Origin of the sequence: Serratia sp. MYb239 (genome assembly GCF_002966855.1) — a bacterium.
Classification (GTDB): Bacteria; Pseudomonadota; Gammaproteobacteria; order Enterobacterales; family Enterobacteriaceae; genus Serratia_B; species Serratia_B rhizosphaerae.
Genome location: NZ_CP023268.1, coordinates 2,066,432 through 2,086,041 on the forward strand (window position 1 = coordinate 2,066,432; position 19,610 = coordinate 2,086,041).

At 61.5% G+C, this 19,610-nt stretch carries 19 protein-coding genes; 11 read left to right on the forward strand and 8 right to left on the reverse strand.

Annotated features, from left to right (window positions below; translation table 11 throughout):
• Positions 1–62: 62 nt before the first annotated feature.
• The 11 genes from arnB (at position 63) to CLM71_RS09950 (ending at position 12,071) form a co-directional block, all read left to right on the forward strand.
• Positions 63–1,217, forward strand: coding sequence for a UDP-4-amino-4-deoxy-L-arabinose aminotransferase (arnB, locus tag CLM71_RS09900; RefSeq protein ID WP_105230869.1), 1,155 nt, complete (start codon positions 63–65; stop codon positions 1,215–1,217).
• On the forward strand, positions 1,204–2,184 hold the full coding sequence (gene arnC / locus CLM71_RS09905; RefSeq protein WP_105230870.1) for an undecaprenyl-phosphate 4-deoxy-4-formamido-L-arabinose transferase: 981 nt from the start codon (positions 1,204–1,206) through the stop codon (positions 2,182–2,184). Before arnB ends, arnC begins: the two co-directional genes overlap by 14 nt.
• Positions 2,184–4,166, forward strand: a complete 1,983-nt coding sequence (gene arnA / locus CLM71_RS09910) for a bifunctional UDP-4-amino-4-deoxy-L-arabinose formyltransferase/UDP-glucuronic acid oxidase ArnA (protein ID WP_105233297.1) — start codon at positions 2,184–2,186, stop codon at positions 4,164–4,166. The genes arnC and arnA overlap by 1 nt, the downstream gene beginning before the upstream one ends.
• Entirely contained in the window at positions 4,163–5,068 is a 906-nt protein-coding gene (gene arnD / locus CLM71_RS09915) for a 4-deoxy-4-formamido-L-arabinose-phosphoundecaprenol deformylase (RefSeq protein WP_105230871.1), read from the forward strand. The genes arnA and arnD overlap by 4 nt, the downstream gene beginning before the upstream one ends.
• Entirely contained in the window at positions 5,065–6,729 is a 1,665-nt protein-coding gene (gene arnT / locus CLM71_RS09920) for a lipid IV(A) 4-amino-4-deoxy-L-arabinosyltransferase (RefSeq protein WP_105230872.1), read from the forward strand. The genes arnD and arnT overlap by 4 nt, the downstream gene beginning before the upstream one ends.
• Positions 6,726–7,070: a 4-amino-4-deoxy-L-arabinose-phosphoundecaprenol flippase subunit ArnE gene (gene arnE, locus CLM71_RS09925; RefSeq protein ID WP_105230873.1), complete on the forward strand. Its 345-nt coding sequence runs from the start codon at positions 6,726–6,728 to the stop codon at positions 7,068–7,070. Before arnT ends, arnE begins: the two co-directional genes overlap by 4 nt.
• On the forward strand, positions 7,067–7,453 hold the full coding sequence (arnF, locus tag CLM71_RS09930; protein WP_105230874.1) for a 4-amino-4-deoxy-L-arabinose-phosphoundecaprenol flippase subunit ArnF: 387 nt from the start codon (positions 7,067–7,069) through the stop codon (positions 7,451–7,453). Before arnE ends, arnF begins: the two co-directional genes overlap by 4 nt.
• A 136-nt stretch (positions 7,454–7,589) precedes the next feature.
• Positions 7,590–8,048 carry an NlpC/P60 family protein gene (locus CLM71_RS09935; protein WP_105230875.1) on the forward strand — a complete coding sequence of 153 codons (459 nt, stop codon included), beginning with the start codon at positions 7,590–7,592 and terminating at the stop codon, positions 8,046–8,048.
• A 76-nt stretch (positions 8,049–8,124) separates the two neighbouring features.
• Complete coding sequence (locus CLM71_RS09940; RefSeq protein WP_105230876.1) at positions 8,125–9,138, forward strand: lipoate--protein ligase A; 1,014 nt, start codon at positions 8,125–8,127, stop codon at positions 9,136–9,138.
• 494 nt (positions 9,139–9,632) lie between these two features.
• Positions 9,633–10,385: an EAL domain-containing protein gene (locus CLM71_RS09945; RefSeq protein WP_105230877.1), complete on the forward strand. Its 753-nt coding sequence runs from the start codon at positions 9,633–9,635 to the stop codon at positions 10,383–10,385.
• A 243-nt stretch (positions 10,386–10,628) separates the two neighbouring features.
• Positions 10,629–12,071, forward strand: a complete 1,443-nt coding sequence (locus CLM71_RS09950; protein WP_105230878.1) for a protein adenylyltransferase SelO — start codon at positions 10,629–10,631, stop codon at positions 12,069–12,071.
• A 7-nt stretch (positions 12,072–12,078) separates the two neighbouring features.
• Here the strand turns inward: CLM71_RS09950 and CLM71_RS09955 are convergent, their stop codons facing one another.
• From CLM71_RS09955 to ycaC, 8 genes are all read right to left on the reverse strand, one after another.
• On the reverse strand, positions 12,079–12,864 hold the full coding sequence (locus tag CLM71_RS09955) for a heme ABC transporter ATP-binding protein (RefSeq protein ID WP_105230879.1): 786 nt from the start codon (positions 12,862–12,864) through the stop codon (positions 12,079–12,081).
• Positions 12,857–13,861 carry an iron ABC transporter permease gene (locus CLM71_RS09960; protein ID WP_105230880.1) on the reverse strand — a complete coding sequence of 335 codons (1,005 nt, stop codon included), beginning with the start codon at positions 13,859–13,861 and terminating at the stop codon, positions 12,857–12,859. The genes CLM71_RS09955 and CLM71_RS09960 overlap by 8 nt, the downstream gene beginning before the upstream one ends.
• Positions 13,861–14,688, reverse strand: a complete 828-nt coding sequence (locus tag CLM71_RS09965; protein ID WP_105230881.1) for a hemin ABC transporter substrate-binding protein — start codon at positions 14,686–14,688, stop codon at positions 13,861–13,863. The genes CLM71_RS09960 and CLM71_RS09965 overlap by 1 nt, the downstream gene beginning before the upstream one ends.
• Positions 14,685–15,719, reverse strand: a complete 1,035-nt coding sequence (locus CLM71_RS09970; RefSeq protein ID WP_105230882.1) for a hemin-degrading factor — start codon at positions 15,717–15,719, stop codon at positions 14,685–14,687. The genes CLM71_RS09965 and CLM71_RS09970 overlap by 4 nt, the downstream gene beginning before the upstream one ends.
• A gap of 16 nt (positions 15,720–15,735) precedes the next feature.
• Positions 15,736–17,799 (reverse strand): TonB-dependent hemoglobin/transferrin/lactoferrin family receptor, encoded by a 2,064-nt coding sequence (locus tag CLM71_RS09975; RefSeq protein ID WP_105230883.1) that lies wholly within the window; start codon positions 17,797–17,799, stop codon positions 15,736–15,738.
• Positions 17,800–17,894: 95 nt separating this feature from the next.
• Entirely contained in the window at positions 17,895–18,077 is a 183-nt protein-coding gene (gene hemP / locus CLM71_RS09980) for a hemin uptake protein HemP (protein ID WP_105230884.1), read from the reverse strand.
• 189 nt (positions 18,078–18,266) lie between these two features.
• Positions 18,267–18,752, reverse strand: coding sequence for a glutathione peroxidase (locus CLM71_RS09985; protein WP_105230885.1), 486 nt, complete (start codon positions 18,750–18,752; stop codon positions 18,267–18,269).
• 108 nt (positions 18,753–18,860) lie between these two features.
• A complete protein-coding gene (gene ycaC, locus CLM71_RS09990; RefSeq protein ID WP_105230886.1) occupies positions 18,861–19,484 on the reverse strand; it encodes an isochorismate family cysteine hydrolase YcaC in 624 nt (207 codons plus the stop codon).
• Positions 19,485–19,610: the final 126 nt, after the last annotated feature.

A 19,610-nucleotide genomic window follows, 5' to 3' on the forward strand; every position in this document is an offset into this window, starting at 1 on the left:
CCGTTAAATAAAAGCGCCTTACATTGTAATTGAAATCACGTTCGCAATCTTTGAGGTTTACTATGGATCAATTCTTGCCTTTCTCTCGCCCGGCAATTGGCGATGAAGAAATTGCGGCGGTAGGCAAGGTGCTGACATCCGGTTGGATCACTACCGGGCCGCAAAACCAGCAGCTGGAAGCGGACTTTTGCCGCACCTTTGGCTGCCGGCACGCGGTGGCGGTCAGTTCAGCTACGGCAGGCATGCATATTACGTTAATGGCGCTGGGTATCGGCCTGGGCGACGAGGTGATTACTCCGTCGCAAACCTGGGTGTCCACCCTTAATATGATCGAGTTACTGGGCGCGACGCCGGTCATGATTGACGTTGACCGCGAGACGCTGATGGTCAGCGCTGCCGATGTGGAAGCCGCGATAACCTCCCGCACCAAAGCCATTATTCCGGTGCATTATGCCGGCGCGCCACTGCCTCTGGATGCGCTGCGCGACGTTGCCCGCCGTCACCGGCTGCCGCTGATTGAAGACGCCGCACACGCGGTAGGCGCCCGCTATCAGGATGAGTGGATCGGCGCGCGCGGCACGGCGATTTTCTCCTTCCATGCGATAAAAAACCTGACCTGCGCCGAAGGCGGACTGATCGCCACCGACGATGCGGAACTGGCCGAGCGCGTACGGCGCCTGAAGTTTCACGGCCTGGGCGTGGATGCGTTCGACCGCCAGACTCAGGGGCGCACGCCGCAGGCGGAGGTGGTGGAGCCCGGCTACAAATACAACCTGTCCGACATTCATGCGGCGATCGCCGTGGTGCAGCTGGCGCGTCTGCCGCAGCTGAACGCACGCCGCAAGGCGCTGGCCGAACGCTATCTGCAGGCGCTGCAGGGGTCGCCGTTCCAGCCGCTGGGGCTGCCGGATTATCCGCACGATCACGCCTGGCACCTGTTTATGGTACGGGTGGACGCCGAGCGCTGTGGGTGCGACCGCGATACGCTGATGGAGCGTCTGAAGGCGCAGGGCATCGGCAGCGGGCTGCATTTCCGCGCCGCCCATACGCAAAAATTCTACCGTGAGCGTTATCCGCAGCTGAGTCTGCCGCATACCGAATGGAACTCGGCGCGGCTGTGCACGCTGCCGCTGTTCCCGGATATGAGCGAGGCGGACGTCGACCGCGTGGTCGGTGCGCTGTTCAGTGTACTGGAGGCGTCACGTGTCGCAGATTGAACCGATCAACAAAGTCTCGATCGTCATTCCGGTCTATAACGAGCAGGAAAGCCTGCCGGCGCTGCTGGAACGCACCATGGCGGCCTGTCATCAGCTGACGCAGGCGTATGAAATCATTCTGGTGGATGACGGCAGCAGCGATGACTCCGCCGATATGCTGAGTGCGGCGGCCGAACGGCCAGGCAGCCATGTCATCGCCGTGCTGCTGAACCGCAACTACGGCCAGCATTCGGCGATTATGGCCGGTTTTAATCAGGTGAGCGGCGATCTGGTGATCACGCTGGACGCCGACCTGCAAAACCCGCCGGAAGAGATCCCACGGCTGGTCAGCGTCGCGGAGCAGGGGTACGACGTGGTGGGCACCGTGCGCGCCAACCGGCAGGACTCCTGGTTCCGTAAAAGCGCCTCCAAAGTGATCAATATGATGATCCAACGCGCCACCGGTAAATCGATGGGCGATTACGGCTGCATGCTGCGCGCCTATCGGCGCCATATCGTCGAGGCGATGCTGCACTGCCACGAGCGCAGCACCTTTATCCCGATTCTGGCGAACACCTTTGCCCGCCGCACCACTGAAATCGACGTCCGGCACGCCGAGCGCGAATTCGGCGACTCCAAGTACAGCCTGATGAAGCTGATCAATCTGATGTATGACCTGATCACCTGTCTGACCACCACGCCGCTGCGTCTGCTCAGCGTGGTCGGCAGCGTGGTGGCGCTGTGCGGATTTGTGCTGGCGCTGCTGCTGATCGTCCTGCGTTTGATATTGGGGCCGGAGTGGGCCGAAGGCGGGGTATTCACGTTATTTGCCGTCCTGTTCAGCTTTATTGGCGCCCAGTTCGTCGGCATGGGACTGCTCGGCGAGTATATCGGGCGCATCTACACCGATGTGCGTGCTCGCCCGCGTTATTTTGTTCAGAAAGTGGTCGGCAAACAGCCTGACCAAGAGACTCAGGAAGAAGAATGATGAAAGCGATTGTATTTGCTTACCATGATATTGGCTGCGCCGGTCTGCAGGCGCTGAGCAACGCGGGTTACGACATCCAGGCGGTATTTACCCATACCGACCAACCCGGTGAAAACCAGTTTTTCTCTTCGGTAGCGCGTCTGGGGGCCGACATGGGCCTGCCGGTATACGCGCCGGAAGACGTGAACCACCCGCTGTGGGTCGAACGCATCCGCGAACTGCAGCCGGAGATTATTTTTTCGTTCTACTACCGTAACCTGCTGAGTGACGACGTGCTGTCGCTGGCTCCGCTGGGCGGTTTCAACCTGCACGGTTCGCTGCTGCCGCGCTACCGCGGCCGCGCGCCGGTGAACTGGGTGCTGGTTAACGGTGAAAGCGAAACCGGCGTTACGCTGCATAAAATGGTTAAACGGCCGGACGCCGGCGATATCGTCGGCCAACAGCGCGTGGCGATTGCCGGCGATGACACCGCGCTGACGCTGCATAAGAAAGTGCTGGCGGCGGCGTCGCAGCTGCTGGAAGAACAGCTGCCGAAGCTGAAAAACGGCAGCGCAACCTTCAGCCCGCAGGATGAATCCCAGGCCAGCTATTTTGGCCGCCGCAGCGCCGCCGACGGCGAAATTCAGTGGCACCGCAGCGCCGACGCCATCCATAACCTGGTGCGGGCGGTGACCGAACCTTATCCCGGCGCGTTCAGCTATCTGGGGCAGCGCAAACTGATTGTCTGGCGCTCGCGTCCGCTGGCGATTGCGCATGACAAACAGCCGGGCACGGTGCTCAGCGCTTCGCCGCTGGTGGTGGCCTGCGGCGAAGGCGCGCTGGAAATTATCGCCGGGCAGAATGAGGCCGGTCTGTACGTGCAGGGCAGCCGGCTGGCGCAGGAGATGGGCATTGTGGCCGATGTTCGCCTGCTGGCCAAGCCGCAGTCGGCGCTGAAGCGCCGCACCCGCGTGTTGATCCTGGGCGTGAACGGGTTTATCGGCAACCATCTGACTGAACGGCTGCTGCGGGAAGATCGCTATGAAATTTACGGGCTGGATATCGGTTCCGATGCCATCAGCCGTTTTCTGGACAATCCGCGCTTCCACTTTGTCGAGGGCGATATCAGCATTCATTCTGAGTGGATTGAGTATCACATCAAGAAATGCGACGTGGTGCTGCCGCTGGTGGCGATCGCCACGCCGATCGAATACACCCGTAACCCGCTGCGGGTGTTCGAACTGGATTTTGAAGAAAACCTGAAGATCGTGCGCGACTGCGTGAAGTACAACAAACGTATTATCTTCCCGTCGACGTCGGAAGTGTACGGCATGTGCGACGACCAGGCGTTCGACGAAGATCATTCCCGCCTGATCGTCGGGCCGATCAACAAACAGCGCTGGATCTACTCGGTATCCAAACAGCTGCTGGATCGGGTGATCTGGGCCTATGGCGCCAAAGAGGGGCTGAAGTTCACGCTGTTCCGGCCGTTCAACTGGATGGGGCCACGGCTGGACAACCTGGACGCCGCACGCATCGGCTCATCGCGCGCCATCACCCAGCTGATCCTGAACCTGGTGGAAGGCTCGCCGATCAAACTGATGGACGGCGGGGCGCAGAAGCGCTGCTTTACCGATATCAACGACGGGGTTGAGGCGCTGTACCGCATTATTGAAAACCGAGGCGGCGCGTGCGACGGCCAGATCGTCAATATCGGCAACCCTACCAATGAGGCGAGCATTCGCGAACTGGCGGAGATGCTGCTGGCCAGCTTTAACGACCACCCGCTGCGCGACCGTTTCCCGCCGTTTGCCGGCTTTAAAAACGTCGAGAGCAGCAGCTATTACGGCCAGGGGTACCAGGATGTGGAGCACCGCAAGCCGAGCATCCGCAACGCCCGTCGCCTGCTGGACTGGCAGCCGACCATCGCCATGCAGCAGACCGTTGCCGAGACGCTGGACTACTTCCTGCGCGCCACCGTGCAGGAAAGTGAGGAGGCATGAAAAAAGTCGGCCTGCGGGTGGATGTAGACACCTTCAGCGGCACCCGGGACGGCGTGCCGCGCTTACTGGCGCTGTTCGACAGGTACGCTATCCGCGCCAGTTTCTTCTTCAGCGTCGGGCCGGACAATATGGGGCGCCATCTGTGGCGCCTGCTGCGGCCGCAGTTTCTGTGGAAGATGCTGCGCTCCAACGCCGCCTCGCTCTACGGCTGGGATATTTTACTGGCGGGCACCGCCTGGCCCGGCCGCCATATTGCGCGCCGGCTGGCGCCGCTGATGAAACAGACCGCTGATGCCGGCCATGAGGTCGGGCTGCACGCCTGGGATCATCAGGGCTGGCAGGCCAACGCCGGGCGCTGGTCCGAGGCGCAGCTGGCGCGGCAGATCCAACTGGGCGTCGATGCGCTGAGCGCTGCCGCCGGCCAGCCGGTGCGTTGTTCGGCGGTCGCCGGCTGGCGCGCCGATCGGCGCGTGCTGGCGGTGAAAGAGCGTTTTGCTTTTGACTACAACAGCGACTGCCGCGGTACGCATCCGTTCCGGCCGCGGCTTGATGACGGCAGTTTGGGCACGGTGCAGATTCCGGTCACGCTGCCGACCTTTGATGAAGTGATTGGTCGTGAAGTCAGCATGACGGATTTCAATGACTATATTCTGCGGGCGATAGCGCAAGACGCCGGCGTGCCGGTTTATACCATCCACACCGAAGTGGAAGGCATGTCGCAGGCGGCGATGTTTGAGCAGCTACTGCAGCGGGCGCAGCAGCAGGGCATTGAATTCTGCCCGCTGAGCGTGCTGTTGCCGGCTGATTTGTCGTCGCTGCCGCCGGGCGATATTGAACGCGGGCCTTTTCCCGGCCGTGAAGGCTGGCTGGGCCGCCAAACCGACGTGAAGGACGTTGCATGAAGTCGTTAAAAAACGCCTGGGCCATCGTTGCATCGCTGTTTTTTGTGCTGGCGTATCTGCTGCCGCTCAACGGCCGCCTGCTGTGGCAGCCGGATGAAACCCGCTATGCGGAGATCAGCCGCGAGATGCTGCAGCGCGGCGACTGGGTCGTGCCGCATCTGCTGGGCCTGCGCTATTTTGAAAAGCCGGTAGCGGGTTACTGGATCAATAACATCAGTCAGTGGCTGTTTGGCGACAGCAACTTCGCCGTGCGTTTTGGTGCGGTATTTTGCAGCGGCGTCAGCGCGCTGCTGGTGTTTGCTCTGGCGATGCTGATGTGGCGCAACGCGCGCCGCGCCGGGCTGGCGGCGCTGATTTTCCTGTCGATGGTGCTGGTGTTCAGCATCGGCACCTACAGCGTGCTCGACCCGATGATCGCGTTATGGATGACGGCGGCGATGGTCAGTTATTACCTGGCCCTGCAGGCCGTCTCGGTCAGGGGCAAGCTGGGCGCTTACGCGCTGCTCGGTCTGGCCTGCGGCATGGGGTTTATGACCAAAGGCTTTCTGGCGTTGGCGGTGCCGGTGATCGCCGTGCTGCCGATCGCCATTACGCAGCGGCGCTGGCGCGATCTGTTGATCTACGGCCCGCTGGCGATTGTCACGGCGGCATTGCTCAGCCTGCCGTGGGCGCAGGCGATCGCTCAGCGCGAGCCGGACTTCTGGCGCTATTTCTTCTGGGTGGAGCATATCCAGCGTTTTGCGGAGAATGATGCCCAACATAAAGCGCCGTTCTGGTATTACCTGCCGGTGCTGATGGCCGGCGTACTGCCGTGGCTGGCGCTGCTGCCGGGGGCGTTGTTCAAAGGCTGGCGCGAGCGCGCCGCGCGGCCGGAGCTGTTCTTCCTGCTCAGTTGGGTACTGATGCCGCTGCTGTTTTTCAGCATCGCCAAAGGCAAACTGCCGACCTATATTCTGCCCTGCATGGCGCCGCTGGCGCTGCTGATCGCGGACTATGCCGAAGCGCGGCTGAGCGCGCTGCGCAGCCGGGTATTCAGGATTAATGCGCTGCTTAACGGTCTGTTCGGCGCGCTGGGGCTGCTCGCGCTGTTGCTGCTTGGCAGCGGTCTGCTGCCGGGCACGCCGCTGTTCGGCCCACACGAGGGGATAAAGCTGGCGCTGGGGGCGACGGCGTTTGCCGGTTGGCTGCTGTTTGCCGTGCTGTCGCTGGGCGAGGGCGGCCGGCGTTGGACGTGGGCAGCCGCTTGTCCGCTGCTGCTGTGCCTGCTGATCGGTTATGCCATTCCGCAGCAGGTGATCGACGCCAAACAGCCGCAGAACTTTATCCGCACCAATCAGACGCTGCTGGCGCACAGCCGCTACGTACTGAGCGACAGCGTGGGGCTGGCTGCCGGCCTCTCCTGGCAGTTAAAGCGCGGCGACGTGCTGATGTACAACGAACAGGGTGAGGTGGGGTATGGGCTGGGCTATGCGGATGCGCACGACCGGTTTATCAGCGAGGGCGAGTTCGCGTCATGGCTGGCGCAGGCGCGCCGGCAGGGCAACGTGGCACTGGCGCTGCAGCTGTCGCGCGGGGAGAGCCTGTCCGATCGGCTGCCGCCGCCGGATAAGATGCAGCGCATGAACCGCTACGTTTTGTACTGGTATCAGCAGCAGCCATGAGCGGCTACCTGCTGGTCTTACTGGCGTGTCTGCTGACCTGCGGTGGGCAGCTGTGTCAGAAACAGGCGGCGCGCGGCTGGCGCTTACCTGCCAGGGTGCGCCGTCGCTACCTGCTGCGCTGGCTGGCGCTGGCGTTGACGCTGCTGGCGGCGGGGATGGCGGTATGGCTGGCGGTATTGCAGCGGCTGCCGCTCAGCCAGGCTTATCCGATGCTCAGCCTCAATTTCGTGCTGGTGACGCTGGCGTCCCGCCTGCTGTTTAAGGAGTCGATCGCGCCGCGTCACTGGTGCGGCGTCGTCGCCATCGTTGTGGGGATCCTGCTGATGAGCGCGCCGTTATGAGAAAGGGCTACATCTGGGGCATCGCCAGCGTGCTGCTGGTCAGCGCCGCGCAGCTGCTGATGAAGTGGGGCATGGTGCAGTTGCCGCCGCTGTCGCTGCATAGTCTGGCGCTGCCGGCGGCGGGAAGCCTGCCGGCGCTGCTGGCGGTGGCATTCGGCATCGCCGGCTACGGGTTGTCGATGCTGTGCTGGCTGATGGCGCTGCGCACCCTGGCGCTGAGCCGCGCCTATCCGTTGCTGGGCGTCAGTTATGTGCTGGTGTATCTGGCGGCGGTGGCGTTGCCGTGGTTTAACGAATCCGCCAGTTGGTTAAAAAGTCTGGGTACGCTGCTGATACTGCTGGGGGTGTGGCTGATAGCGCGGCAGGATGCCCGGAAGCGCTAAAAATTGGTGCCATATCAGAATTATCCCGGTTGAAACTTGCCTTTTTTCCATCGGCGAGGATAAATTACCCGCATAGCGCCGTGACTTCCCGCCGCGCGGGCGATGCGGCAACGTATGCAAGCAAGGGATGATAACAATGCGTACCTGGTTCTTATTGCTCAGCCTGGTGCTGGCCGGCTGCAGCAGCCATGCGCCGCCGCCGAGCGGCCGGCTGGCGGATTCCATCGTGGTGGTGGCGCAGCTGAATGAACAGCTGCGTCAGTGGCACGGCACGCCTTACCGTTACGGCGGGCTGGACCGCGGCGGCGTTGACTGCTCCGGCTTTGTCTATCGCACTTTCCGCGACCGCTTTGACATGCAGCTGCCGCGCTCGACGGAAGACCAAACCTCGCTCGGCAGTAAAGTCTCGCGCGATGAACTGATGCCGGGCGATCTGGTGTTCTTCAAAACCGGCCACGGGGAAAACGGCCTGCACGTCGGGATTTATGACACCAACGATCAGTTTATCCATGCTTCCACCAGCCGCGGGGTGATCCGCTCCTCGCTGAATAACGTCTACTGGAAAAAGGTGTACTGGCAGGCGCGCCGCATCTAGGCGCCCGCTTTTTTCGGTAAGCGAAAATGTTGTATTCCGTTATCATACCGGCATGATGTTCTGACCGGTAACTGTGATGACAGCCCTGCGCGTATTGATTTCCGATTCTTACGATCCCTGGTTCAATCTGGCGGTGGAAGAGTGCATCTTCCGCGAGATGAGCACGCAAAAAATCCTGTTTCTGTGGCGCAATGCGGAAACGGTGGTGATAGGCCAATCGCAAAACCCGTGGAAAGAGTGCAACACCCGCCGTATGGAACAGGACGGCATTCGGCTGGCGCGCCGCAGCAGCGGCGGCGGGGCGGTATTCCACGATTTGGGCAATACCTGTTTTACCTTTATGGCTGGCAAGCCGGGCTATGATAAAAGCGTGTCAACGCAGATTATCCTGCAGGCGCTGGCGACGCTGGGCATCCGTGCGACGGCTTCTGGGCGCAACGATCTGGTGATCGACACCGCCGAGGGCACGCGCAAAATCTCCGGTTCCGCCTACCGCGAAACACCGGATCGCGGCTTTCACCACGGCACGCTGCTGCTGAATGCCGATCTGAACCGCCTGGCGGACTACCTGAACCCCGATGAGAAAAAACTGCAGGCCAAGGGCATTACCTCAGTGCGTTCACGGGTGGCCAATCTGGCGGAGTTTTTGCCGACGATCACCCATCAGCAGGTGTGCGACGCCATCGTGCAGGCGTTTTTCGCCTACTACGGCGGCAGCGCTGTGGCGGAGGTGATCTCGCCCGACGTGTATCCCGACCTGCCTAATTTTGCCGAACAGTTTGCCAAACAGAGCAGCTGGGCGTGGAATTTCGGCAAGGCGCCGGCCTTCAGCCACCTGCTGAACGAGCGTTTCAGCTGGGGCGGGGTGGATATCTTTTTTGACGTTGAGCAGGGCGCTATCAGCCGGTCGCAGATTTTTACCGACAGCCTGCAGCCGGCGGCGCTGCAGCGGCTGGCCGAGCTGCTGGTGGGCTGCGCCTACCGCAGCGATGCGGTGGCGGCGTGCTGTCGGCAACTGATTGATGAATATCCGGCCCAGCGGACGGAGCTGGCGGAACTGTGCCGCTGGCTCAGCGAAACCATCAAATAACCGTCGCGCTGAGCGGACGGCAGCGGATATTTTTCGTCGCCGTCCGGTATTCCCCGCCTGTTGCCCGTTCAATATCGGCAAATGAGGGCAGGCATTTTTTCTGCCGTTCAATGCCGGGAATAACGCCGATAATTGCTGTCTAATCATATTGAATCCGATGTAACGCAAATCGGCGTGCGTGAAAAAATAAAAGATAAGATTTTTCTTGGTGTTCATTCATGTTTCTGCGTAATTAAAATAATTAAGTCAAATTGTTAGCATACTGCGATGCATTAAGTGAAAAAAGTGTGCGGCAGCTGGCTGTAAACTATTTTGTCTCTCAGTTTTATCTCATTTTTAAGTCGTGGGCGTGACTTTCTTATAGTTTAAAGCTATCAATCTAATACTTATTTATTGGTATTTGCATCGTTATTTCCGATTAATCTATCGGTGATTGATCGATAAAAATTATTGATATACGATGAGATGCTCGCCATTTTTATTCCGGCATTAAAATGAAAATCCAATTTGAAACTGACTTTACCATTCGCCATGTATTCCAGCCTGTCTATACCCTCAGCGGACGGCTGTTAGCGTTAGAAATTCAAAGCCGTTTCAATAGTCCGGACGGCGCCCTGGCGATGCCGGCGGAGATTGGCGTTAATTTATTGCAGCCAGCGCAGAAAGCAGCGTTATTTTATGAGCAACTCGGGGTGATAGAAGCCTATGCGGATTGGTTTATTGAGCATCAGGTATTATTAAGTATTAATATTGACGCCACGCTGGCGGCACTGTTGTTGCAGGATAATCAACTGTGTCAACGCCTGCGGCGGCAGCCGTTTATCGTAGTTGAAATCAGCGAGAGTTTTCCCCAGTTGTCGGCCGGAAAAAACAATGCGACCGTCCGCCGGCTCAGCGAATTGTTCACGCTCTGGCTGGATGATTTCGGCTCCGGTCAGGCTACGCTGACGCCGTTGTATGACGGTTTATTTACCTATGTAAAAATAGACAAACGTTTTTACTGGCGGCTGTTTTCACATCCGGGATCCGATACGGTGATGGATTCGCTGCTGAGAAATATCAATTTACTGTGTCAGGGTATTATCGTTGGCGGTATTGAAAAAAAAGCCTACTTTAATCATCTCGATCGCGCCGGTGTTTTAGGACTGCAGGGTTTTTTATGGCCGGCCGTTGGGGGAGAACAGTTGGATACCTTGTGCAAAGTTCCGCCAGAATTTATCGACGCTGATGCGCCGGATAATCATTAATCCTGAACGTATTTAATACTGCAGATATACCCTTATCAATAATGGGTGTAGGCGGCGTTAATTCTACGGCGCCGATACTTTCGCGGCGCCGGTAATTTGCCCGCTGGCGCTTGCCGCTCGCCGGAATGTCTTTCTCCTTGTAATTACTCCGTGTTAATCGACCGCCGCAGGCAGTAGAGTAGGCGGAGACCCGCGCACCGTTGCCTGAGGCGGCGGGGCGCGCCCAGTATTCACGGAGATCCTATGCCGCAGTTTGATAACGCTTATTACCGGCAACTGCCCGGTTTCTATACCGCCTTGACGCCCACCCCGCTGGAAGGCGCGCGCCTGCTGTACCACAGCGCGCCGCTGGCGCAGCAGCTGGGGCTGGATGACAGCTGGTTTACGGCGGAAAATACGCCGGTCTGGAGCGGAGAGCGACTGCTGCCGGGCATGCAGCCGCTGGCGCAGGTCTACAGCGGCCATCAGTTTGGCGTCTGGGCCGGGCAACTGGGCGACGGGCGCGGCATTTTGCTGGGGGAGCAGCGCCTGGCGGACGGTACGCATCTCGACTGGCACCTGAAGGGGGCCGGCCTGACGCCGTATTCCCGCATGGGCGACGGCCGTGCGGTGCTGCGCTCGGCAATCCGCGAGTTTCTGGCGTCGGAGGCGATGCATCATCTGGGTATCGCCACCACGCGCGCGCTGACGGTGGTAACCAGCGACCAGCCGGTCTACCGCGAGCAGGTAGAGCGCGGCGCGATGCTGCTGCGCGTGGCGGAAAGCCACGTGCGTTTCGGCCATTTCGAGCATTTCTACTACCGCCAGCAGCCGGAGCAGGTGCGGCAACTGGCCGATTTTGTCATTGAACGCCACTGGCCGCAGCTGGCCGAACGGCAGGATAAATACCTGCTCTGGTTCACCGACGTGGCGGAGCGCACCGCGCGGCTGATGGCGGACTGGCAGACGGTCGGTTTTGCTCACGGCGTGATGAATACCGACAATATGTCGATTCTCGGTCTGACCATCGACTACGGCCCTTACGGTTTCCTCGACGATTATCAGCCGGGTTATATCTGCAACCACTCGGATCATCAGGGGCGTTACGCCTTTGACAACCAGCCGGCGGTGGCGCTGTGGAACCTGCACCGTCTGGCGCAGGCGCTGTCGGAGTTGATGAGTCCAGAGCAGCTGCAGCAGGCGCTGGCGGCGTATGAGCCGGCGCTGATGCGCGCCTATGGCGAACGCATGCGCGCCAAGCTGGGCTTCTTCAGCCAGCAGCGGCAGGATAACGATCTGCTCACCGAGTTGCTGAGCCTGATGGCGCAGGAGGGACGCGACTATACCCGCACCTTCCGTCTGCTGAGCGAGGTGGAGCAGCAGCAGGCGCACTCGCCGCTGCGCGATGAGTTTATCGACCGTGCGGCGTTTGACGGCTGGTACCGCCGCTACCGCGAACGGCTGCAGCAGGAACAGGTGAGCGATGCGCAGCGCCGGCAGGCCATGCAGGCAGTGAACCCGAAACTGATCCTGCGTAACTACCTGGCGCAGGAGGCGATCGCGGCGGCAGAACAGGACGACGTCAGCAAGCTGGCGCATCTGCACCAGGCATTGCTGAAGCCGTATGACGACGATGCGCGCTATGACGCGCTGGCGGCGCTGCCGCCGGAGTGGGGCAAGCACCTGGAAATTTCCTGTTCCAGCTGACGCCGCCTCAGCGGCGCAGATACACCTGCGGCGTCGTGAATTCCGGATGAGTCATCACGCCGAGGTCTGCCTGATACCAGCGGGTGAGGGTTTCGGCCTGCAGCACCTCGGCCGGCGTACCGTCGGCCACCAGCCGCCCCTGATGCAGCAGCAGGATGCGATCGGCATACAGCGCCGCCAGATTGAGATCGTGCAGTACGCAGCACACCGCCAGCGGCTGCTGCCGCGTCAGGTCATGCAGTAGCCGCAACGTATGTTGCTGGTGGTATAAATCAAGCGCCGAGGTGGGTTCGTCAAGAAACAGCCAACGCGGCGACGGCTGCGGTTGCCACAGCTGCGCCAGCACCCGCGCCAGCTGCACCCGTTGCTGCTCGCCGCCGGAGAGCCGGCGGTAATCCCGCGACGCCAGACTGAGGCAGTCGGTCTGCGTCATCACCTCATGCACCGCCTGTGCCGCGTCGCGCATACCGTGCGGCGCACGTCCCATCGCCACCACGTCTTCGACGCTGAACGGGAAGGCCAGCTCGCTGTGCTGCCGCATCACCGCGCGCACTTTGGCCAGCCGGTCGGGCGTCCACTGTTCCAGCGGTCGCTCCAGCAGCCGGCACTCGCCGCAGTCCGGCTGCAGATAGCCGGTCAGCAGGCGCAGCAGGGTGGATTTGCCGGCCCCATTGGGGCCGATAATCGCCACCATTTCGCCGCTGGCGATGCTCAGCGACACATCATGAATCAGCCGGCGTTCGCCCAGGCGATAGCGCAACTGCTGCGCCGTCAGGCTGGCGGATTTAGCCACGGTTACGCTCCTGCTGGCGCATCACCAGCCATAAAAAATAGGGGCCGCCCAGCAGGCTGGTCATCAGGCCGACCGGCATCTCCGCAGGCGCCACCAGCGTGCGCGCCAGGGTATCGCTGACCAGCAGCAGGCAAGCGCCCCCCAGCGCCGAGGCGGGCAGCAGCCAGCGGTGATCGCCGCCGAGCCGCAGCCGCATCAGGTGCGGCACCACCAGGCCGATAAAGCCGATCACCCCGCTGACGGCGACCGCCGCGCCGGTCAGCAGGGCGCTGAGCAGCAGCAGCTGTAATTTAACCCGCGCCACGTTAACGCCCAGATAGTGCGCTTCTTCATCCCCCAACTGCAGCAGGTTGAGACGGCGCGCCTGCAGCAGCGTCAGCAGGCAGGCGGGCAGAATCAGCGAGGCCGCCACCGCCAGCGTCGGCCACTGCGACTGGTTCAGACTGCCCATCATCCATAGGGAGAACTGGCGCAGCTGCTGGTCGTTGCTGAGATAAGACAAGACGCCGATTGCCGCCATACACAGCGCGTTAATGGCGATGCCGGCCAGCAGCAGCCGCGACAGGCTGCCGTGGCCGCCGCGGCTGATGGCATAAATCAGCGCCGAGACCAGCAGGCTGCCGAGAAATGCCGCCAGCATCTGGCCGTACAGCGCCAACATCGCCGGCAGCGCGAGCGGCAGCACAATCGACAGCGCCACCAGCAGCGCGCCGCCGCTGCTGATCCCCAGCAGACTGGGGTCCGCCAGCGGGTTGCGGAACAGCCCCTGCATCACCGTGCCGGCCACCGCCAGCGCGCAGCCGATCAGCACCGCCAGCAGCACCCGCGGCAGGCGGATATTCAGCCAGATATGCCAGGCGGCATCGCCGAACGGCTGCTGCCACAGGGTGCGGAATGACAATGTCAGCGCGCCGTAGTTGGCGGCAATCAGCGACAGCATGGTCAGCAGAGCCAGCAGCGTCACCAGCGCCAGCCGTGGCGAACGGCGGCACGGCATTACGGCTGCTCCGCGGCGCGGCGCAGCTTAATCAGGGCGTCCGGCGTTTGCAGGCCGAACCCCAGCAGCGCCATATCGTCGACCACCAGCACGCGGCGTTTTTTCCCCGCCGGCGTCAGGGCGATGCCGGGCAGTTTCCACAGCTGTTCCACGCCGCCGAGGGTTTTCACGCCGTCGCGTCCCACCAGCAACAGGTCCGGCGCGCTGGCGATTACGCCTTCCTGCGACAGCGGCCGGTAGTGGCTGAATCCCTGCATCGCATTGCGCAGGCCGGCGGCGCGAATGGCGGCGTCGGCGGCGGTGTCCTGCCCGGCGGCCATTGGCGTCATGCCGCCGTGGCTCATGATAAACAGCACTTTTACCGGCAGCGGCCGGGTGTTGACCGCCGCCAACTGCTGGCGATAGCGCGCGATCAGCTGTTGTCCCTGCTGCCGACGATCCAGTGCGGCGGCCACGGCGGCGATTTTTTCGCTGACCGCTTCCGGCGCGTTGTCGGCCGGGATATGCACCACGCGCACGCCGCTGTCGGCCAGTTGGCGAAATACCAGCGCCGGCTGCGCCAGATCGCTGGTCAGCACCAGCGTCGGCTTCAGCGCCAGAATGCCTTCGGCGTTCAGCTGGCGCATGTAACCGACGTCCGGCAGCGCCTGCAGCGCGGCGGGGGAGAGGCTGGTGCTGTCGCGCGCCACCAGCCGATCGCCGGCGCCGAGTGCATAGACGATTTCACTGACGTCGCCGCCGATGGAGACGATGCGTTCCGCCGCCCCGGCCAGCGGCGTCATCAGCGCCGCGCACAGCGCCAGCGCGTGGGAGAATAAGCGCGTCATGCGGCGATGCCCCGCGGCTGCAGTGCGGCGATCTGCTCACGCCACAGGGTTTGTTCCGGCTGGCCCTCGCTGCGCTGGCCGTACAGCTGGGCGATCTGCGTGCCGTCGGCGGCGAACAGCTCCAGACTGGTGACGATGCCGTCTTTGGTCGGCTTACGGGTGATCCAGCTTTCGGCGATGGCCTCTTCGATCAGATGCAGGGTAAAGCGCCGGTTAAACACGTTCAGCCAGCCGTTTTGTGGCAGCAGGCGCTCAATCTGGCCGGTAAAGATCTGCACGCAGCCGCGGTTGCTGACGAAAATCATGATTTCGTTCTGCGCCTGTTGCGCGGCGTTCAGCAACTGCGCCAGCGCGCCGTTATCGACGCGGTAGGCCAGATCGTCGCCGACGGCGCGAAACGCCTGCTGACGACCGATCTGATGGCGGCTCAGCAGCTGGAAGAACTGGTGCACGTCGGTCATGGCGCGCCATTCACTGTCGATGCGCGCGGCGTCGGCGTCGCGGTTTTCCGTCCGGGCCGGCGTCGGCTGCAGCGCCAGCGGCGGGTTGTCCGGCGCGGCATGGCGTTCGACCAGCGCCAGCCAGGCGGTCAGATCGGTTTCATCGCTGCTGTACACCTTATGCAATGCATCGCCCTGATGATCGAAAAACTGGATGCTGTGGCGTACGCCGCGCTGGTTGCTTTCGCTCAGGCTGAAGGCGCTGGCCCACTGGCCGAGAAACAGCCGCAGGTCCAGTTCGCGCGGGTTGAGGATCAGCCCCGCGTGGCCGCTTAACTGCTGATTGCGGTAGCGTCCCATCTGTTCATGCACCGCATAGTCGTTGCGGGTGAGCGATTTGGTGACGCCGACCTGTTCCAGCTCGCCGAGCAGCGTACGGACGTCGGCCTGCAGACGGCGGGCGTCGTGGCCCACGCGGGCGTGGGTCAGTTCCGCTTCGCTGACGGCGAGCAGCGCCGCCAGATCGCGCGCGTATTTACCGGGGTGATCCTGTTTAGCTTGCAGATAGCGTGCATAGAGGTCGTTGTTCATGGTTATTCTCCTGTCGTTACCACTGATAGCTGACCAGCAGTTTGGCGTTACGTCCGTCCTGCGGAATGCCCTGCGGCGAGTAATATTCTTTATCGAAGGCGTTGCCCAGCACCACGGTGGTGGTCAGCCCCTGCAGTTCGGCGCTGCCTTTGTAGCTGAGGTAGAAATCGTTGACGCCGTAGCCGGCCTGCTCGGCAGTGCCGCTGGGCACGTGGGTCGAGCGTTGGGTCAAGGTGGCGACCCAGCCGGTGGAGAAACCGCTGGCGCCCAGCGGCACGTCCAGCACGCTGGTGACGGTGTCCGGGTTGATGCTGGCGATCCAGTCACCGCTGGTTTCATCTTTGCCGCGGGTGCGGTTATAGGCCAGATCCCAGCCGAACCAGCGGGTTTTATAGTTCAGCGCGGCGTCCCAGCCCCAGATTTTGGCGCGGTCGATATTGGTGGAGTAGGTGGTGCAGCTGATGCAGTAAGGCCCGCGCGGGCCGGCTCCGATATCCATGGTGACGGCGGTGGAGATATAGTCTTTGGCTTTGGTATCGAAATAGCTGGCCTTGAACTGCAGGCTGTCGTCGGCCAGCAGCAGGTCGTCGAAGCGCAGGCCGAAACCATACTCCTGGGTGGCGTTGGTCTCCGGCTTCAGATTCGGGTTCGGCACCCAGTTGTTGGTGATGGTGGTGGGGCCCATCGGAATCGAGAAGTGTTTGTCATCGTTGTACATTTCGCCCATGGTCGGCGCGCGGAACGCCTGCGAATAGGAGCCGAACAGCATCAGCCAGTCGGTGGGGGTTATGCTGACCGCCCCGCGTGATGACCATTTGTCCGCGTTGACGTCGTCGTAGCCGTCGCTGCTGCCTTTATAGTTGTCATAGCGCGTTCCGGCCAGAATCGATACCGGCAGATCGCGCAGGGTGATCTCATCCTGCAGCCAGGCGGAGGCGAAGTTGATCTTGGCCTGCGGGAAGCTCTCGGTGGCGCCGCCCGGCGTCTGCTCCTGCTTATACGCTTCGGTGCCGTAGGTGAACAGGTGCGCCGCCGCGCTGTCGCTGAACAGGCGGGTGCGGTTTTCCAGCTTGGCGCCGCGGGTGGTTTGCTTGCGCGCCTCGTCTTCACTGCCGTCGCGGTGGGCGTTGATCTGCACCTCGGAGTAGTACAGCTGCGCCTGTGCATCCAGCCAGCCTTGTCCTACCGGTTTGAGCTTATAGGTCAGCTGTCCGTCGCGCTGAATGGTGGAGCGATCGGTCTGCAGGTTGCTGGCGGAAGCGGCCGGCGTCTGCGGGTTTTTCGGCTCCTGCGCGCGGTTGTTGTAATAGCGGAAACTACCGCTCAGCGCCTGGTTTTCATCGATGGTCCAGGTGCCTTTGGCCAGCAGGTTATTGATGTTTTCATCGTTCGGCGCGTCAAAGCCGTTTCCCTGGCGCAGATTGCCGACGTCGCGGGTGCCGAACGACAGCAGACCGTCCAGATTGTCGCTTCTGCCGTAGGCGCTGGCGCCCATGCCGAGGCTGTGATCGCCGCTGGCGGCGCTGCCGTAAACCCGAAAGCCGGTATTGTGCCCCGGTAGCAGCAGGTCGGCGGTGTCGACGGTTTCATAGGAGATGACGCCGCCCAGCGCGCCGCTGCCGTACAGCAGGGCCGACGGGCCGCGCACCACTTCCACCCGCTTGATCAGCGCCGGATCGAGGAAGGTGCCGTTAAGATGGCCGGTATCGGTGCCCTGACGCACGCCGTCCACCAAGGTCAGCACGCCGCGGCGGTCATAGCCGCGCATCATAATATCCTGGCCGTTGCTGCGGCCGGTGCCGGTGACGGTGATGCCCGGCACCTGACGCAACAGGTCGCCGGCGGTGCCGGCGGTCTGCGCCTGCGGCGACGTGCCGTCGATCACCGTGACCATCATCGGCGCGCTGAAACTGCTGCGCTGGTTGCCGGTGGCGACTACCGTCAGGGTATCGTCGGTCGCTTTTTCCGAACCGGTGTCAGAAACGGGGCTGGTGTTGGCAAAAGCCACCGTAGGCAGGGCGCAGGCAATGGCCAGGCTCAGGGCGGACAGACGCCGCGGGGTGGCAAAAATAGCAGGCATAGTGCAACTCTCCGTATGTTTTACAACATATCAAATGATTTGCTGGCTGCCTGGATCGTGACGATCGGGGTGGCTGGCGTTGGGGCTGTAAGGTATTACTTGGTCAGGATCAGCTTGCCCGCTTTGGTCTGGCGCAGCTGATAGCGTTGGCCCTGATGCGTGATAATCGCGACGCCGTCACGGCCGAGCAATTGCCGGCTGTCATAGCTGGGTGGGGGGGCCGTTTCCTGCGCGGGAGCGGCAGGCGCGACGGGCGCCTCGTGCTGTTTATTATCCATAATTGCTGTCTGAAGAATAAAAGAGTTAATTGATAACGTTTATCATAGTGATAATCATTATCATGTGAACATTGGGTTACAGCAAGGAAAATTTGCTTACCGGCGGGATCGGGTTCTTAACGTGGGAAACCGGAGCGGGGAGACTGAACGGCGCGGGCGGTGGGTAAGGGATTCCGCCCGGCACGAGAGTTATTTCAGCAGCGTCTCGATACGCTCGAACAGGCGCTCCGGCTTAGTCAGCGGCGCAAAGCGCATCACGCGCTGGCCGTCGGCGGTGAGCAGGAATTTGGTGAAGTTCCATTTAATGCGCTGACTGCCCAGCAGCCCCGGCGCACGGCGCTTCAGTTCGTTAAACAGCGGATGGGCATCCGGCCCGTTGACCATGATCTTGGCGAACAGCGGAAAACTGACGCCGTAGTTCAGGCTGCAGAAGCTGGCGATGTCCTGTGCGCTGCCCGGCTCCTGTGCGCCGAACTGATTGCAGGGAAAGCCCATCACCACCAGGCCGCGATCGCGATAATAGCGCCACAGATTCTCCAGCCCGCGATACTGCGGGGTAAAACCGCATTTGCTGGCGGTATTCACCACCAGATAGGCGCGCGCCGGGAAGTCGGCCAGCGTTTTGGCTTCGCCCTGCAGCGTAGTGCAGGGAATGGATAATAGCGATGGGAGCATGCGGCGGATCCTGTCTCGGTAAATAACACCCCTAGTGTAGAGCAATCGCTGTTATCAGGTCACGGATTTGCCGCGCAACGGCAGACGCCGGGCGCCTGCCGTTTGGGCTTATTTCTGCATTAAATAGTCAAAGTTGCTCATCAGATTGCGGTAGTCGGGAATATGTTCGCTGAACAGTTTGCCCAGACCCTCGACATCGTTGCGCCAGTCACGGTGCAGCTCGCAGGCGACGCCGAACCAGTTCATCAGCTGCGCACCGGCCTGGGTCATGCGCTGCCAGGCGGCATCGCGGGTGATGGGGTTAAAGGTGCCGGAGGCGTCGGTCACCACAAACACCTCATAGCCCGCTTCAATCGCCGACAGCGCCGGGAACGCTACGCACACCTCGGTCACCACGCCGGCGATGATCAGCTGTTTTCTGCCGGTGGCTTCCACCGCCTTCACAAAGTCTTCATTATCCCAGGCGTTGATATTGCCGGGGCGGGCGATATAGGGTGCGTCGGCAAACTGCGCCTTCAGTTCAGGCACCAGCGGGCCGTTGGGGCCGGTTTCAAAGCTGGTGGTCAGGATGGTGGGTAACTTGAAGTAGCTGGCCAGGTCAGCCAGCGCCAGCACGTTGTTCTTGAATTTATCCGGATCGATATCGCGCACCAGAGATAGCAGCCCGGTTTGATGGTCGACCAACAGTACCGCCGCCTGGTCTTTATCCAATCTGACATAGGGTTTGCCCATGACTTACTCCTTAATTAAGACGATGATCGTACAAGGCGCCGGCGGCAATGCCGTCGGCATCGGGCGTGCGCAGCCTGCCGCACGCTGTCGACAACCTTAGCGTAGGCGAGTAACGGCAGGTAGCCA